This is a genomic window from Phaeobacter sp. G2, from assembly GCA_025163595.1.
Taxonomy (GTDB): Bacteria; Pseudomonadota; Alphaproteobacteria; order Rhodobacterales; family Rhodobacteraceae; genus Pseudophaeobacter.
This window is the reverse complement of the sequence record CP104100.1, coordinates 933,658-950,230: the sequence shown is the minus strand read 5'-3', so window position 1 is coordinate 950,230 and position 16,573 is coordinate 933,658. Positions and strand designations below refer to the sequence as shown.

The following is a 16,573-nucleotide window of genomic DNA, read 5'->3' as shown; positions in this document are numbered from 1 at the left end:
GCGCCCATATGGCCCTCGATGGGGCATATGGGCGCTCCTTTGCTAGATTAAACGCTTTAGATCAGTAGATCTCAAACAGGCCTGCGGCACCCATGCCGCCACCCACACACATGGTGACAACGCCCAGTTTGGCCCCGCGACGTTTGCCTTCACGCAGGATATGGCCGGTCATCCGCGCACCGGTCATGCCAAAGGGGTGGCCAATGGCGATCGAGCCGCCGTTGACGTTGCATTTCTCGTCATCAATGCCCAGGCGATTGCGGCAATAGAGCGCCTGGCTGGCGAAGGCTTCGTTCAGCTCCCAGATGTCGATGTCGTCCACGGTCAGGCCGTGGCGCTCCAGCAGACGTGGCACAGCAAAGACCGGACCAATTCCCATCTCGTCTGGCTCACAGCCTGCAACCGCAAAGCCTTTAAAGGCGCCCATGGCCTCGAGCCCGCGCTTCTCGGCCTCTTTGGAGTCCATCAGGACCACCGCAGCGGCACCATCAGACAGCTGGCTGGCGTTGCCTGCGGTGACAAAGTTGCCGTCACCGCGAACCGGCGCCAAGCTGCCCAGACCATCCAGCGTGGTGGTGGGGCGGTTGCATTCGTCCCGATCCACCAGCGCCTCTTTCATCGAGATTTCGCCGGTTTCCTTGTCCTTGACCGCCATGGTGGTGGTCATTGGCACGATCTCATCGGCAAAAAGACCTGCCTCCTGCGCCGCAGCGATGCGCTGCTGGCTGCGCAGACCATAAGCATCCTGCTCTTCGCGGCTGATACCATAGCGCTGCGCCACGATATCGGCGGTCTCGATCATGGTCATATAGACAGCGGGCTTGTGTTCCTGCAGCCAGGCCTCAGGAGCCGCGCGCACCTTTGGTTGCACCATCGAGATGCTTTCGACCCCGCCGGCCACCATGGGACCGGCGCCTTCGCAAATAATCTGCTGAGCCGCCAGCGCGATGGTCTGCAAACCGGACGAGCAGAACCGGTTCACGGTCATGCCCGATACGGTTACCGGCAGGCCTGCACGCAGGGCGATCTGACGCGCGATGTTGGATCCGGTTTCCCCTTCGGGAGCGCCACAGCCCATGATGCAGTCTTCGATTTCCGCGCCCTCGATCCCGGCGCGTGCCATGGCGGCCTCAACCGCGGCCCCCCCCATGGTGGCCCCATGGGTCATGTTGAAGGATCCCCGGAAGGACTTAGCCAACCCGGTACGGGCGGCCGAGACAATAACGACTTGTTTCATTTGCTTTATTCCTTGTTGAGATCATCAAAGGAGCGGCCTTCAGCCACTAGTTTTTCGAGCAGGGGCGCAGGCTCCCAGAAATAGTCATCTTCCTGCGCACCATTTTTGATCGTGGCCAGAACCTTGTCCAAGCCTTCCATATCGGCCCATTTCAGCGGCCCACCCCGGTAACGCGGGAAGCCATAGCCAAACAGCAGGGTCATATCGACATCCAGCGGGCGGCGGGCGATGCCTTCGCCCACAACCTTGGCGGCCTCATTGACCATCGCCGCCATATAACGAGTGACAATTTCGTCGTCGGTAAAGGCCCGGGGCGTGATGCCCTTTGCCGCCCGTTCCGCCGCAATCAGATCGGTGACTTCTGGGTTTGGCGTGCCGCCGCGCTTACCGGCCTCATAGATGTAATAGCCCTTGCCGGTCTTTTGGCCAAAGTTGCCAGCTTCGCAGACCTTATCCATATATTCGCTGTCACGATCGCGCGGGTCCATGCCTTCGGCCCGTTTGCGTTTGCGCACCGCCCAACCAATGTCGAGCCCAGCCAGATCCGCCACGGCAAAGGGCCCCATGGCAAAGCCAAAATCAGTCAGCGCCTTGTCGATCTGATAGGGCGAGGCCCCATCCAGCACCATATGGTCAGCCGCCTTGCGATAGGTGGCCAAAATGCGGTTGCCGATAAAGCCATCGCAAACGCCAGCGCGCACCGAGATCTTTTTCAGCCGCTGCCCCAGGGCAAAGCCAGTGGCAACCACGTCCAGTGCAGTCTTGTCTGCCACAACAATTTCCAGCAGCTTCATCACATGCGCGGGCGAGAAGAAGTGCAGCCCGATCACATCCTCAGGACGCGAGGTGCAGGCGGCAATTTCATTCACATCCAGATAAGAGGTGTTGGAGGCGAGGATCGCGCCTTTCTTGCAGACCGCATCCAGCTTGCCAAACACCACTTTCTTGACGCTCATCTCTTCAAAGACCGCCTCGATCACCAGATCCACATCGCTCAAGGCGTCATAGTCGGTGGCCAGGGTCAGCGCCTCTTCGGTGAGCTGGGTGAATTGCGCCTCGGAAATCTTGCCGCGCTTCAAAGCGCCCTGCAAATTGCCCGCGATGCGGCCTTTTGCGGCCTCTGCCGCCTCGTCGCTCATCTCCAGCATCACCACCGGAAGGCCGGCAAGCAGTGCTGCGGTAGCAATACCTGCCCCCATGGTGCCACCACCGATCACGCCAATCGAAGCAAGCGCACGGGGGGCAATGCCTTTCAGCTCAGGCAGCTTGCTGACAGCGCGCTCCGAGAAGAAAGCATGGATCATGCCCTGACGCTGATCGGTATCCATCAGCTCCATGAACAATTCGCGCTCGCGCTTCATGCCCGCGTCAAAAGGCAGCTCACAGCAGGCCTGAATACCGCGCACCGCAACCGCAGGCGCCAGCAGGCCACGGCCCTTTTTCAGAACCTTGTCATAGAGCGCATCGAAATCAACCGCCTCTGGTGCTGGCATTTCGCTCACGGGGCGACGGGTGGCGCCGCTATCAAGCAATTCCTGGGTATAGGCCAGACCGATCTCGCGCGGCTCACCCTCTTCGATGCGATCCAGAATACCCAGTGCCAGCGCTTCTTTGGCACCAACCTGACGACCCGAGGTGATGACATCCACAGAGGCCTCAACACCGATCAAACGTGGCAGACGCTGGGTACCACCGGCACCGGGCATCACCCCAATCAACACTTCGGGCAGACCCACCCGCGCCGATGGAACTGCAATGCGGTAATGCGAGGCCAATGCAACCTCCAGCCCGCCGCCCAAAGCGGTCCCGTGCAGCGCAGAGACCACCACCAAAGGAGAGGCCTCGATGCGTGCGCAGAGGTCGGGCAAAAAGATGCCGCGTGGGGGTTTGCCAAATTCAGTAATGTCAGCCCCGGCAAAATAGGTGCGGCCATCACCATAGATCAAAACCGCTTTTACACCGTCCTTTTCAGCCCGTTCGATCCCAGCCAGCAGGCCTTCGCGAATATCAAAGCCCAGCGCGTTCACCGGAGGATTCTGCGCTTTCAGAACCGCAATTTCCCCAATGCGCTCGTATGCGATGGCATCTGTCATTCGAATTTCCTCTCCTCTTTAGGTCTACCAAACAATCGTCCGGTCTAGCCCTAAGTCCTTTTTCATTCTCAGCACAAGCCAAGTCCCCATGCCAGCCCCGGCTCGATACCGCGATCCAGAACCCTGCGTCACGACCCCGGCTCACCCGCTACAACTTGGAGGTGGAGCGGCTTGTGCAAAAATTCCACTATGCAGAACCTAGTTCCACAGAATTGCAGGCACATTAGGCAAGAGCATCGCGGTGATCAAGCAATAAACCTGCGCGACGCTGGGGAAATGCTGCACTGCGGAGAAATCCAGGCCGCCAACAGAAAAAGGACAGCTGCTCTAAACAGATGCCCTCCTTGCCTTTTCCGCCGATGCCCCTGCGACTGTCAGGGCCACGCCAGGCAACATTCTAAAGCCCGTTGCCACAGCTCCGCCCGCGCAAAAATCGTCTCTGTCCAGTTCAGACAGGAGTTCAGATGGGCCCGTTCAGATGGCCAGCTCAGATGGCCAGTTCGGGCGACTCCGTCAGCCAGTCCTGCCCACCCTACGCCGTCGCGCGCACCAGGCCGCTTGCCATCCACCCGTCAAAGATCTCCAACACCCGGTCACAAAATGCCGCATCGTTGATGTGGCAATCCAGCTCATGCAGCGCCACGGTGTCAGGACAGAGGCTGCGGATCTCATCACAAAAAGCCGCAAGCCCCTCAGCATCATGCAGTTCGCCGCCCGGACGATCCCATTCGTTACAGCCCTGGTTTGGCAGCACAAACGCCACCGGAGCTTGCGCCTGCGACAGCTTATCGCACAGGCTCTTCGCCACAGCGCGACGCTCCCCCGGTTCGAGCACCGCAGAAGACAACAGCCGGTTATGCGCATGGGTCGGACGCCCCTCAATCTGCGGGGGAACGGCCTGCCATCCGACAAAATCCACCAGATCGTAACAGCCCGGAGCCACCAATTGCGGAGTACCCGACTGGCCTGCATTGGTCAGCCGGTCCGCCCCCGCCGAGAGCCCGCCAAACATGTGGTTAGAAACCTCCTGTGGCGCAAAATCCATTACCGCCGCAAAAGCCCCCTCACGGGACAGGCTTTCAAAGGCGCGCCCCCCCATACCGGTGGCATGAAAGACCGCCACCTCAAAGCCTCGGGCCTCCAATGCAGGTTTCAACGTCACCATGTAACGCAGTACCGTTTTCCCAAAGGAGGTCATGCCAATCAACGGCCGCTCCCGGCGCGGCGCTTCGACAGCGCGCGCCGCCCCCAAGACCGCCCCGGCAGCCTGGCTCAGCGCCGCCTTGCAGATCGAATTCAATCCATAAAGACCGCCTGACCAGAGAATCATCTGCACATCCGCCGGGATCCGCTCCGGCGGCAGGAGCGGCGAAAACGCAACCGTAGAGACCACATATTTGGGCACCCCCAGGGGCAGGGCAGCGCAGAGATCCAGCGCCAGATCCGTCCCCATAGTCCCCCCCAAGACCACAACCCCGTGAATGCTTCCCGCACGGTACAGTTCCAACGCCTTAGCCGCCGCACCGCTGCCCATGATCTGCATCGCGGTATTCTCATCACCCGCGCCAATTGCCGCCTCAATTGAGCTGCCCCCTGCCTCGGCCACTTGATGCTTGCTGACATCTGTAGGCCGGCTGGGATCCCCCAGGACGCTCACGTCCATCGACAAGACCCGACCGCCCTGGCCATGAATAATCTCCGCCAGATAATGCAGCTCATCATCTTTGGTATCATAGGTCCCTGCGACCAGAATTGTTTTTACAGCCACCATCTCACCCTCCCAACGCCCAAGGCGCCCCCGCTTTCATCTTACTCCAAATACCTCCGCCGGAGGCCACAGGTTTTGCACTGCAAAACCTGTTCACAACATCCCTCACAACTGAATCCAGGCCGTCTTCAGATCAACATATTTATCAAGCGCATGCAGGGATTTGTCATGGCCATTGCCAGATTGCCCAACACCGCCCAAAGGCACCGTATTATCCGCCCCCCCATAGGTGTTCACATGCACAACCCCGGCCCGGATAGCCGCGACCATACGATGGGCCCGCGACAGATCCGCAGTCCAGACCCCAGCGGCGAGGCCAAAATCCGTGGCATTTGCCAGGCTCACGGCCTCGGCCTCGGTCTCAAACTTTGTGACCGACAATACCGGGCCAAAAACCTCGCGCTGGAACAGGGCATGATCGCGTGCCACATGAGTGACGATGGTTGGCGCCATATAGCTGCCTCCGGTCTCTGCCAGAATGCGCGCGCCTCCGGTGATCACCTGACCGCCCTCCGCGCGGGCCATATCCATAAAGGACAGATTGCGCCGCAGCTGTTCTTCCGAGTTCACCGCGCCAATCTGATTGCCCAGATCCAGTGGATCGCCCACCCGCAGGGCCTCGGCCTCGGCCTTTAGCAGGGCGACAAACTCATCATGTACCGAGGCCTCAACCAGCAGACGCGATCCCGCCACACAGACCTGGCCAGAGTTGCGGAAAATTCCCATGGCGGAAACCCGGGCCGCCTTTTGCAAATCCGGCGCGTCGCCAAAGACGATATTGGGGGATTTCCCGCCCAGTTCCAAATAGCAGCGTTTCAGATTGGACTGCGCCGAGGCCTCCAGCAGTTTGCGCCCGGTGCCGCCCGATCCGGTAAAGGTCAGCACATCGACGCCCATGGACATCGCCAAGGCGGCGCCGGTCTCGGCGCCGCTGCCTGTGACCACGTTGAACACCCCATCCGGCAGGCCACATTCGACGCAGATCTGCGCCAGGCGCAACAGCGTCAACGAGGCTGTTTCCGCCGGTTTCAGCACCACCGAATTGCCCATCGCCAAAGCCGGTGCCAGCTTCCAGGCGCCAATCATCAGCGGAAAGTTCCAGGGCACAATGGCGCCCACTACCCCGACAGGCGTGCGATGCACCAGCCCCAGCACATCCGGCTGCGTCGGTGCTACCTCGCCCGCAACCTTATCCAGGGCTTCGGCGTAATAGCGAAAGGTGCCGGCAGCCGAACCTGGTTCGGCCTTCAGCGCCATGTTGAATTCGGTGCCATTGTCGCGCACACCCAGCACCGCCAGCTCCACCGCTTCGGCCTCAATACGGTCAGCGATGCGGTGCAACACTTTCTTGCGTGCGGCGGGGGACTGCCCCGCCCAGCGGCCATCGTCATAGGCCCGCCGCGCCGAAGCGACAGCGCGTTCAACATCTGATGCAGAGGCGCCCTCAAGCGTGGTTAGAACAGCCCCTTCAATCGGCGAAGTAACTTCGAGTGGCGTCCCCGAACCTCTTTCCCACGATCCTTCAAGAAAGAGTTTTTGCGGCGCGACATCAGCTTTCCGAAGCTGGTTGATGCGGTTTTGTTCTGCCATTCGGCCTCCTTCAGTTCTTTGCGGTCGCGCCAGACGCGCAGGATATGACTCGCCAGAACCAAGATGATGATGATGAAAAGAATGAACGATATCGGTCGGTCGATGAAATCCAGCGGCTCCTTGACCCGGGCCATACCCGAACGCAGCTTGACCTCCATAATGCCACCCAGAACCATGCCTAGGATGATCGGCACCGCCGGTAGGGACAGGCGTTTGAGGATAAAGCCAAAGAGACCAAAGCCCGCCGCGATCAGGCAATCGGTGGCGGAATTGCGCAGCGAATACACCCCCACAAAGCTCAGCGTCAGGATGCAGACGCCCAGAAAGCGATTGGGGATCTTCACCACCTGCACCAAGGCGCGAGTGGCAAAGAGCAGAAAGCCCAGAACCAGCACATTCAGGATCAGCAACGCCAAATACAGCGCCACGACAAAATCCATGTCGTTCTGAAACAGCCCCGGCCCCGGCACCACGTTATGCACGTAAAACACGCTGAGCATCATCGCTGTCAGCGCCTCGCCGGGAATACCCAGGGCCAAAAGCGGCACCATCGCGGCGGCGGGCACGGCGTTATTGGCGGTTTCGGCAGCGATCAGCCCCTCAGAGGAGCCCTTGCCAAAATCCTGCGGCCGTTTTGATGACTTTTGCGCATAGGTGTAGGACATGAATTGAGCGGTGAATTCACCAACCCCGGGGATCATTCCCATCAAAACGCCAAAGCTGGCTGAAACGGCAGTGACCCGAGGATGCCGCGCCAACTCGCGCAGCCCCTGAAACATGCCGCCGCGCAGCTTGGTGATATGAACTTTTTCGTCCTCATCCATCAGCAACACAAAGGCCTGGCTTAGCGCAAATAATCCCAGAACCACCACGATCAGGTTCACGCCGCTGCCCAGGAAATCCTGATCAAAGGTGTAGCGTTGGGTGTATTTTACCGGCTCCATGCCGATGGTGTTGAGAAAAACCCCCAGACAGGCCAGTGCACCTGCGATCAGCGCCTGGCCCCGATGGGCCACCACCACCAGGATCAACCCCAGCAGGGCCGCCAAAAAGATCTCGCGGCTGCCAAACATCGGCGCCACCTTGGCCAGCAGCGGCGCAAACAAGATCAGACAGATCACCGAGAAGACACCGCCAAAAAAGCTGGCAGAATAGGCCAGGCTCAGCGCCCGACGCGGCTCACCGCGTGCGGTCATCGGATAGCCATCATAGGTGGTCAGCGCATTCACCGCGGTGCCCGGTGTATTGATCAGGATCGCCGGGATGGCACCGCCATACATCGAGGAGCCATAGATCCCCAATAGCACCGTCAGGCCCACAATCGGGTCCATCGAAAAGGTCGCCGGCAGCAGGATGGCAATTGCCACCGCCGGGCCAACGCCGGGTATGGCGCCAATCAGCACCCCACCAACAGAGCCCGCAAGCAGCGCCAACGCCACATCCCAGCGCATCAGGATTTCGATTGCAGAGAGGATAAGATCCATCAAAAACCCCGAGGACTAGAAGTAGAGAATAAAGAAGTTGCGCAGGGCCCCCGGCAGATACTCATAGAGCAGTGCACCAGGGATCCGGACAGACAGGACGCCCTTGAACAGCAGCACAACTGCCAGGGCAAAGCAGAGACTAATTCCCATCATGAACCTACTGCGATAGCCCATACGGCGCGCCAGCAACGGGACAAAAATCAGGGTTACGGGCAGATAGCCAATGATGGGAACCAAAAGCACATAGCCCATAAACCAGAGCGCATATTCCGCGCTGCGCCCCCATTGCCGCGTCTCCCACAGGTCATAGCGCGAGGCCCGCCGCCAGGGCAGGTGGTAAAAATGCAAACCCCCAAGCAGCACCATTCCGCCCAGGCTCACGGCTGGCCAGAACCGGGGCTGGGCAAAGAGTTTGGCCTTTTTGACCCAGGTGGTCTGTTCACCAATCAGCGCCAAAAGCAGCACCGAGAGGGTAAGAAACACAAGGGCAAATACCAGCTGCCCGCGCCGGGGGCCGACAAAGCGGCGTTCTCGTTCCGTGGTCATTGGGAGGATCTTTTTCGCGCTGAAACGGGAACCGGGGCCAGTTCTGGCCCCGGCAAAAGGTGCGGAGTATTACTCTAGGATCGAGCCGATTTTTGCCATGGTGGCAATGTCAGTCGCCACGCGGGCGGCGCTGTCGGGGGCGCTTTGCCAATAGACCAGCGCTCCGGTTTCCGCTGCCACGGCCTGCGCCCGTTCGCTCATCATGGTTTTCTGCGCCACGGCAATGATTTTTTCACGCACATCTTGCGGCGTGTCCTTGGTGACAAACAGACCGTTCCACAGGGCAATATTGAGACCAGCGTCCAGCTCACCAATGGCGGGCGCGTCGGGCACCAGCGGGATACGTTCATCGGTGATTGAGACCAGAACCTTGACCTGATCCAGACAGGGCAGGATCAGCTGCAGGGTGGTGTTGATCACATCTGCATCGCCAGAGGCCAGGGTATTGCAGTCCAGCGCATCAAAAGCCGCATCCGAGCCCCACTCAAAGCCTGCGTTCTTGGCAAAGGCTTTGGTCACCTGCGTCGGCGTCAGCACATCGCCAAAATGGCCCAGGGCCACGTCGTTGTCCTTGGCATAGGCGGCCAGCTCTTCCATCGAGGAATAGGGCGCATCCGCCGAGGTGGCGATGACAAAGGGATAGGTTAGGAAGATCCCCAGCGGGTCGAACTTTTCCGGTGTCAGCGGCGGGATATCAATCTGATGACCCATCACCGGCACGCCGATCACAAAAGAGCCAACCGTGTAGCCATCCGCAGGCGCATTGGCCACTTCGATTGCCCCAGGGAAGGGACCACCGCCACCGCCGGGTTTGTTCACCACAGCAGCAGCCACACCGTATTCGGCCTGAAAATCATCTGCGATCATGCGGGTCAGCACATCCTCCAGATCACCAGGAGGCCAGGGCACAATAAAGCTTACAGGTTTTTCTGGATATTCCGCCTGCGCAGCCACAGCGCTGAGGCCAAGAGCGGCAGCAGCAGCGGCGCCTTTCACGAGATGGGTCAGTTTCATTTCAGTCTCCCGGTTGGTGCTGAGGTTTCAGCAAGATTGGTTCATTATTTGAACCGTTGGTTTGAATTTAGATTGACAGGCCGCTTGCTTATCTGTCAACAAAATATCAACGCAGGAGTTTTCTTTTCCAAACTCTCGCCGCGCAATTGGCCAAACGGAGCTCGGACCGGCATATGGGAACTGTCAGCAAAGCCCTTTCATTGTTAAGTTTTTTCGCTCCCGACCGAACCGAAATCGGCCTGAGCGACCTCACTCGCCTCTCGGGCATCAACAAGGCGACGGCCTATCGCCTTATGGGTGAGCTGCAAGAATCGGGTTTTGTTGAACAGGGGGAAAACGATCGCGCCTATCGGCTGGGGCCACAGGTTTTGCACCTGGCAGCGCTGCGCGAAGCCTCAACCCCGATCCTATCGGTGTCCCGCCGTGTCCTGCGCGAGTTGAGCGATGAAACCGGCGAGACGACCCATGTGTCCTTGGGGCATGAAACCTGGGTGCAGACCCTCAGCCACGCTTATTCGCCGCGCCATGCCACCAAGGTCACCATGGATGACGCCCAGACCGTGACCTATCATGCTACCAGCTCTGGCCTCGCGATCCTGGCCTATGCCGATCCGGACTTTGTCGAACAGGTGCTGGCGCAGCCGCTGAAAGTGCATACCAGCAAGACGCTGGTCGATCCTGATGAGATCCGCACCAAACTGACCCAGATCCGCGAGACTGGCATCGCGGACACCCTGGGCAGCTTTGAGCTGGAAGTGCACTCCCATGCGGTGCCGATCTTTGGTGCAGACCATAAGGCGCTCGGGGCGCTTGCCGTGGCCGCCCCTGCCTCACGGATGTCTCCGCAACAACAGGATACTATTCGCACCGCCCTGCGCAGGGCCGGGGCCTCCCTCACCCATCGCATCGGAGGCAGCCCTCCCGCCGATTATCCGCAGGATGCGGCTCTGTAACCACTGCCCTTTTTCAAGATACCCCCGGTCCCCCGCTGGACCCGATCAGGAGTTTAGCCAATGAAAGATTCAAATTTCCTCAAGGAACATAACGCCAAATCGCTCTGGCATCCCATGGCGCATCCCGCCGATAGCCAGGCCAACCCGCCCACCATCATCACCGGCGCCTCCGGCGTGCGGATCAGCGATGTGGATGGTCACGAAGTGATTGATGCCGTGGGCGGGCTGTGGAACGTTAACCTTGGGTTTTCCTGTCAACCGGTCAAGGACGCCATTGCCGCCCAGCTGGATGTACTGCCCTATTATTCCACCTTTCGCGGCACCAGTAATGATCAGGTGATCCAGCTGGCCGAGGTGCTGAAGGATTTTTTTGCTGCCGATGGGCTGACCCGTGCCTTTTTCACCTCTGGCGGTTCGGATTCGGTGGAAACCGCCCTGCGGCTGGCACGGCAGTATCACAAAATCCGGGGCGAGGCCGGGCGGACCAAATTCCTCAGCCTGAAAAAAGGCTACCATGGCACCCACATGGGCGGGGCTTCGGTCAACGGCAATGCCAATTTCCGTACCCAGTATGAACCACTGCTGCCCGGCTGCTACCATATCCCGGCCCCTTATACCTATCGCAACCCTTTTCACGAGAGCGATCCCGCAAAGCTGGCGCAGCTCTGCCTGCAGGCCCTGGAAGACGAGATCGCCTTTCAGGGGGCGGGCACCATCGCGGCCTTTATCATGGAGCCGATCCTGGGCGCTGGCGGAGTGATCCCGCCCCATGAAAGCTTCATGCCTGGGGTGCGTGAGATCTGCAGCAAGCACGGCATCCTGCTGATTGCTGATGAGGTCATCACCGCCTTTGGTCGCACAGGCTCTTGGACCGGGTCGCGGCATTGGGGAGTGCAGCCTGATTTCATGTGCACCGCCAAGGCCATCACCAATGGCTATTTTCCCTTTGGTGCGGTGATGATCGCGGATGCGGTGGCAGAGGTGTTTGAGCAGGACAAAACCGGGCGGGCGGCCATTGGCCATGGCTATACCTATTCCGGCCACCCGGTCGGCGCCGCCGCCGCGCTTGCCTGTCTGCAGGAAACCCTGCGCCTGAATGTGGCCGAGAACGCAGCGGCCCGTGGCCAGGAGTTGCATCAGGGGCTGCTCGCTCTGCAAGAGAAACACACGCTGATCGGCGATGTCCGTGGCGGCCATGGATTGATGTGCGCCATGGAGCTGGTGGCAGATCGCGCCAGTAAGAGCCCAATCGACAAACAGACCACTGCCACCTTGCAGGAAGTGACCTACCAGAACGGTGCCATGGTGCGCGTTTCCGGCCCCAATATCATCCTTTCGCCCCCGCTGGTTCTCACCGCGCAAGACGTCCAGAGCATCCTTTCCGCCCTGGACGCAGGCTTTTCGGCGGTGCGCTAACGCAGACACAAGCGCCGCCGCAGCCGACCATAGGTCGGCTGCCACCAGATGCCATGGCGGGCCCGAAGCATATGCTTCGGGCCCGCTGCTTCTCGTAGCGCCGCTACCGCGGCGCGGCTGTTCTATATGGTGAGCTAGGCTGCTTTTGCAAAAGCAGCCCTGCCATCAAGCCCAGTCTCGCCCGTGCCGTACAAAGCGCTAGACAAAGTGAACGTAGAAATCCCGCATTCCATCGCCTTCAAGGTCCCGGGTTTTGCGAACTTCTTTGCGCTTCATAAAGACATGGTTCGCGACCAGCTCGGCGCCAACGGCCTCTGCCAGCACCGTATCACGTTCCAGATCATTCACCGCGCCTTTCAGGTCAATCGCTGTCCCCTCACGCGCATCGGTGCGGTCAAAGCCATCGCCCGTCTCCATCGGCGGCAATTCATAGCCCTTCTCCACCCCAAGCAATGAGGCCTGCAAAACTGCTGCTACCGAAGTGTAAGGATTGGAGGAGGCATCCGCCATCCGGTGCTCCAAGCGCGCCTTGGCGCCCCCCTCCGAGCTGATCCGCGTGGTCACATTGCGATGATCGCCGCCCCAGTTCTGCCAATAGCCCGACAGCGATCCCGGCTGCAGCCGCATATAGCTGTTCGCGGTGGGCGCAATCAGCCCGGCCAGGCCTTTGTGATGCTGCAAGACCCCTGCCAGACAGCCCCGCGCCAGGTCATTCATATGCTCCGGCCCGCCCCGTGGCCCAGACGAGAGCGCATTGCCCCCGGCCTCATCCACAAAGGAAAAGTTAATATGCATGCCAGATCCGCCCGCCTCGGCTACCGGCTTGGGCATGAAGGTCAGCACAATGCCATATTCCAGCGCGATCTCCCGCGCCATCAGGCGGAACAAGACAATATCATCCACCGCCTTCACCGCGTCATCAAAGGTCAGCGTGTATTCAAACTGCGGCGAGTCGAACTCTGCCGTGATCATATCCAGCGAAAATCCCATCTCATCCGCCATCGCCCAGATCCGGTCATTGAACCGCAAGGGATCCGCAAAAGGCCCGGTGCCATAGACCACGCCACCAGGCGCATCATAGGGCATCAACCGGCCCCGATCATCCGCCTGCAGCGCATAGGCTTCCAGCTCGATCCCCACCTTCGGGGTCAAGCCCCGCGCCTTCCAGGCCGAAACCGCGCGTTTCAGTGCCCCCCGCGGGCACAGCGACAAAGGCACGCCCTCGACATCAAAGAGGTCGCCCAGAACCACTTTGGTCGAGGCATGCCAGCTGTCGCGAATATCGTCATGCTGCCAGCGCAGCTCCATATCCGGCATCCCCTGCTTGACCAGGGATCCCGGCGCATCCAGCAAATCGCGATCATAATGGGTGCCAAAGACAGAGCGGCAAAACCGGGTGTCCCCATCGCCAATCTTGGAATTGGGCAGGTACTTCCCCCGCATGATGCTGAGGTGGTCGCAAAACATCGCACGCAAGCGGGTCTTCATGAGGGGAATCCTTCCGGGTTGGAGACATCAAATTGGGTTGGTCGCGCCTGTTCTGCCGCAGCGCTTGCCAGATATTTACTTAACATATTTAGCGCCTAACAGGGACCCATTTTTGCCTGAGCTCCGCAAAAAGACACCCTAGGATAAACGCAGGATCAGCACAGGATCAGCGCCGGGTGACGCGCACCGGCAGCTCCTTGATGCCGCCGACAAAATTCGACCGCAGGAATTTCTGCGGCCCACTGGCTTCGATATGGCTGATCCGCTTTGCCAGCTCCTGAAACAGCACCGTGACCTCCAACCGGGCCAACCACATACCCAGGCAAACATGGGGGCCAAACTGGCCAAAGGACAGATGGCGATTGGGGCTGCGCATCAGGTTCACCCGAAGGGGATCGTCAAAATAGCTCTCATCGCGATTGGCCGAGATGAACCAGTAAAGCACCTTGTCACCCGCTCGGATCAGCTTGTCATGCATCTCGACATCCCGCGTCGCAGTGCGCCGAAAATACAGCGCAGGCGTGGCCCAGCGGATGATCTCATCCGCTGCAGTCTCCCAAACCGCGCCCCCCGCCTGCATCTGCGCCAACAGCTCAGGCTGATGACACAGGGCCTGAATCCCTGCCGCAATAGAGTAACGGGTGGTATCATTGCCCGCCGCTACCAATAGGCAAAAGAAATTACGGAACTCGGTCTCGGTTATGGTGGAGCCATCCTTGGCGGGCTGCAAAATCATATTGAGCACCCCTGCGGTATCCCCCGCCTTTGCCTTTGCCGCCATCAGCTCCTTGGCGTAGACGTACAGCTCGGCCCCGGCGGGCGAGTTAAACGGCATCATCCGGTATTCATCCGTTTGCAGCTTATCCATCACATGGGCGGTGAAATCGGGGTCGGTATTGGCAATCAGAGCATCGCCCTTTTCCACCAGCCAGGGCAGATCCGCCTCTGGCAGGCCCACGACGCGGCCGAGCATCCGCATCGGCAATTGCCGGGCGATGTCCTTGGTGGCGTCAAAGCTGCCCTTCTCCAGCACCGGGTCCAGGATCTCGGCGCAGATATCGCGGATTTCCTGCTCATACTGCGCCATCGAGGTCTTGGAAAAGGCCTTCATCAGCTTCATCCGCACCTTGGAATGCTCCGGCGGATCGGTCTCCTGAAAGGTGCGTCGCGCCAGATACTCCTCATAGCTCTGATCTTCCATGCGGATGCCCCGCGCCGAAGAGAACACCTCAGTGTTCTTGTTCATCTGGGTGATGTCCTCGTAGCGGGTGACCGACCAAAAATCCTCGCCGCCGGCATAGGCGGTCCAATGCAGCGGATCCTCGCGGCGCAGACGGGCAAAGGTGTTATGCGGCGCCCCATTGGCAAAGGTGTCGTGGCTGCTCAGGTCGGCATAGCCGTCGTCCTGTGGTGTCCAGATGGTCATATTGGGCTTCCCGAATGGCTTCTTTATGTATATTATTTAACATCATAAATATGTAAACATAAAACTCACGAGCCAGAACATGCACTTAGCGATTATGGTCACCAACACAGACAAAAGCAGCTTTGCTGCGCAGCACCCCCTGGACGCTGAGAAATTCACCCGGCTCGTCCATTTGGCGCGACCAGACTGGCAGGTAACAGCCTTTCAGATTCACGAGGGTCAGTTCCCGATGGATCTGGATGCATTTGACGGCGTTTTGATCACCGGCAGCCCGGCGTCGACCCGCAGCGGATTGCCCTGGATCGCCCCATTGCTAGAGTTGATACAACAGATCGAGACAGCGCAACTGCCACTGTTTGGCGCCTGTTTTGGGCATCAGGCCATCGCCCTGGCTCTGGGCGGAAGTGTTGGAAAAAACCCAAATGGCTGGGTCCACGGGCTAATCCCCAACCAGATGCGGGCCCGGCCGACTTGGACGCAGCCGCTGCCCGCAGACTTCAAACTCTATGGGTCACACAGCGAGTGTGTCACACAGCTGCCAGCCCAGGCCCGGGAAAGCACGACCAGCACCGGGTTGAACGCAGGCTTTCACATTGGCAATCACATCTGGACCAGCCAACACCACCCGGAAATGAGCCCTGATTTCATCGCTGCGCTCACCCAGGAGATGCGCGATGATCTCGGCCCCGAACACTATGCCCAGGCCCAAAACAGCCTCTCCCAGCCTGCAGATCAGGCCGCCTTTGCCGAAAGCCTGGCGCGGTTCTTTGAACAAGCGCAATAGGCAAAAGCCCAGCCAAACCAGCAAAGGACAGCCTCCGACCCGCCTTCATCTTCTCTAACACCTCCTGCCGGAGGCTGCCCCGCTTTCAGCCAAGCGCCGCCAGCAAATCCATCACCGTGACCTGATCAAACTGCACATGTTGTATCATCCGCCGCTCTGCCGCGGCCTGATCATGGGCATAGATCAACTCGGCAATTTCGCGGTGCTCTTTTGCCGATTGCGCAATCGAGCCCGGATACCGATAGCGCGCCCGGTAATAGGCCATCAGCTTGCGCGCGTTGGTCTTGATCATCTCAACCAGGAACGGGTTTCCGGCCCCGAGGGCCACGCCTGCATGAAACTGCAGGTTCAGCTGGTAATAGCCATTGGGGTCGCCATCTCCCTTTTCGGCAGCATGGGCTTCACAGGCCTGGACAATCTCTTCCAGCTCTGCGGCCTGGACCGCCGTCATTCGCCGCGCCGCCAGGCCAGCCGCCTGACCTTCCAGATTGGCATGCACTTCCAGGATCGCCAGAAACTCTTCCAATGTGGGCTTGAACAGCACCGCGCCCTTACGCGGCAAACGACGAATAAGCCCCGCAGCCTCCAGCTGGATAAAGACTTCCCGGATCGGCGTGCGAGACACCAGATGACGCGCCGCCAAACCGGCTTCGTCCAGCACATCGCCCGGATTCAACTGCCCCGCGTCAATATCCGCAAGGATCGCGGTCAATAGCCCTTCACTCTGTCCTGCCACTGCTGCTGCCCTGCCCTCTGTTGTCGACTGATCTGGCT

Annotated in this window: 13 protein-coding genes; 3 read left to right on the top strand and 10 right to left on the bottom strand. The window is 59.7% G+C overall.

What is annotated here, in order from left to right:
• Window positions 1-61 precede the first annotated feature (61 nt).
• From N1037_04675 to N1037_04645, 7 genes are all read right to left on the bottom strand, one after another.
• On the bottom strand, window positions 62-1,237 hold the full coding sequence (locus N1037_04675) for an acetyl-CoA C-acyltransferase (protein ID UWS80331.1): 1,176 nt from the start codon (window positions 1,235-1,237) through the stop codon (window positions 62-64).
• 5 nt (window positions 1,238-1,242) lie between these two features.
• Window positions 1,243-3,330, bottom strand: coding sequence for an FAD-dependent oxidoreductase (locus N1037_04670; protein UWS80330.1), 2,088 nt, complete (start codon window positions 3,328-3,330; stop codon window positions 1,243-1,245).
• A 532-nt stretch (window positions 3,331-3,862) separates the two neighbouring features.
• On the bottom strand, window positions 3,863-5,101 hold the full coding sequence (locus tag N1037_04665) for a Tm-1-like ATP-binding domain-containing protein (protein ID UWS80329.1): 1,239 nt from the start codon (window positions 5,099-5,101) through the stop codon (window positions 3,863-3,865).
• 102 nt (window positions 5,102-5,203) lie between these two features.
• Window positions 5,204-6,571, bottom strand: a complete 1,368-nt coding sequence (locus N1037_04660; protein ID UWS81307.1) for an aldehyde dehydrogenase family protein — start codon at window positions 6,569-6,571, stop codon at window positions 5,204-5,206.
• The gene (locus tag N1037_04655; protein UWS80328.1) at window positions 6,553-8,172 is read right to left on the bottom strand and encodes a tripartite tricarboxylate transporter permease; all 1,620 of its coding nucleotides are present in this window, start codon (window positions 8,170-8,172) and stop codon (window positions 6,553-6,555) included. Before N1037_04655 ends, N1037_04660 begins: the two co-directional genes overlap by 19 nt.
• Window positions 8,173-8,187: 15 nt before the next feature.
• Window positions 8,188-8,718, bottom strand: a complete 531-nt coding sequence (locus N1037_04650) for a tripartite tricarboxylate transporter TctB family protein (protein ID UWS80327.1) — start codon at window positions 8,716-8,718, stop codon at window positions 8,188-8,190.
• 69 nt (window positions 8,719-8,787) lie between these two features.
• Complete coding sequence (locus tag N1037_04645; GenBank protein UWS80326.1) at window positions 8,788-9,732, bottom strand: tripartite tricarboxylate transporter substrate binding protein; 945 nt, start codon at window positions 9,730-9,732, stop codon at window positions 8,788-8,790.
• 173 nt (window positions 9,733-9,905) lie between these two features.
• Here N1037_04645 and N1037_04640 point away from each other — a divergent pair, with 173 nt between their 5' ends.
• Together N1037_04640 and N1037_04635 are read left to right on the top strand one after the other, a co-directional pair.
• A complete protein-coding gene (locus N1037_04640; protein UWS80325.1) occupies window positions 9,906-10,685 on the top strand; it encodes an IclR family transcriptional regulator in 780 nt (259 codons plus the stop codon).
• Between the two features lie 60 nt (window positions 10,686-10,745).
• A complete protein-coding gene (locus N1037_04635; GenBank protein UWS80324.1) occupies window positions 10,746-12,101 on the top strand; it encodes an aspartate aminotransferase family protein in 1,356 nt (451 codons plus the stop codon).
• 198 nt (window positions 12,102-12,299) lie between these two features.
• On the opposite strand, the gene N1037_04630 is transcribed toward N1037_04635, so the two are convergent.
• Together N1037_04630 and N1037_04625 are read right to left on the bottom strand one after the other, a co-directional pair.
• Complete coding sequence (locus tag N1037_04630) at window positions 12,300-13,589, bottom strand: glutamine synthetase family protein (GenBank protein UWS80323.1); 1,290 nt, start codon at window positions 13,587-13,589, stop codon at window positions 12,300-12,302.
• Between the two features lie 166 nt (window positions 13,590-13,755).
• On the bottom strand, window positions 13,756-15,015 hold the full coding sequence (locus N1037_04625) for a cytochrome P450 (protein ID UWS80322.1): 1,260 nt from the start codon (window positions 15,013-15,015) through the stop codon (window positions 13,756-13,758).
• Window positions 15,016-15,094: 79 nt separating this feature from the next.
• Between N1037_04625 and N1037_04620 the strand changes: the two genes are divergently transcribed.
• Window positions 15,095-15,799: a type 1 glutamine amidotransferase gene (locus N1037_04620; protein UWS80321.1), complete on the top strand. Its 705-nt coding sequence runs from the start codon at window positions 15,095-15,097 to the stop codon at window positions 15,797-15,799.
• Window positions 15,800-15,884: 85 nt separating this feature from the next.
• Here N1037_04620 and N1037_04615 read toward each other — a convergent pair whose 3' ends face one another.
• Window positions 15,885-16,535, bottom strand: coding sequence for a GntR family transcriptional regulator (locus tag N1037_04615; GenBank protein UWS80320.1), 651 nt, complete (start codon window positions 16,533-16,535; stop codon window positions 15,885-15,887).
• Window positions 16,536-16,573 lie beyond the last annotated feature (38 nt).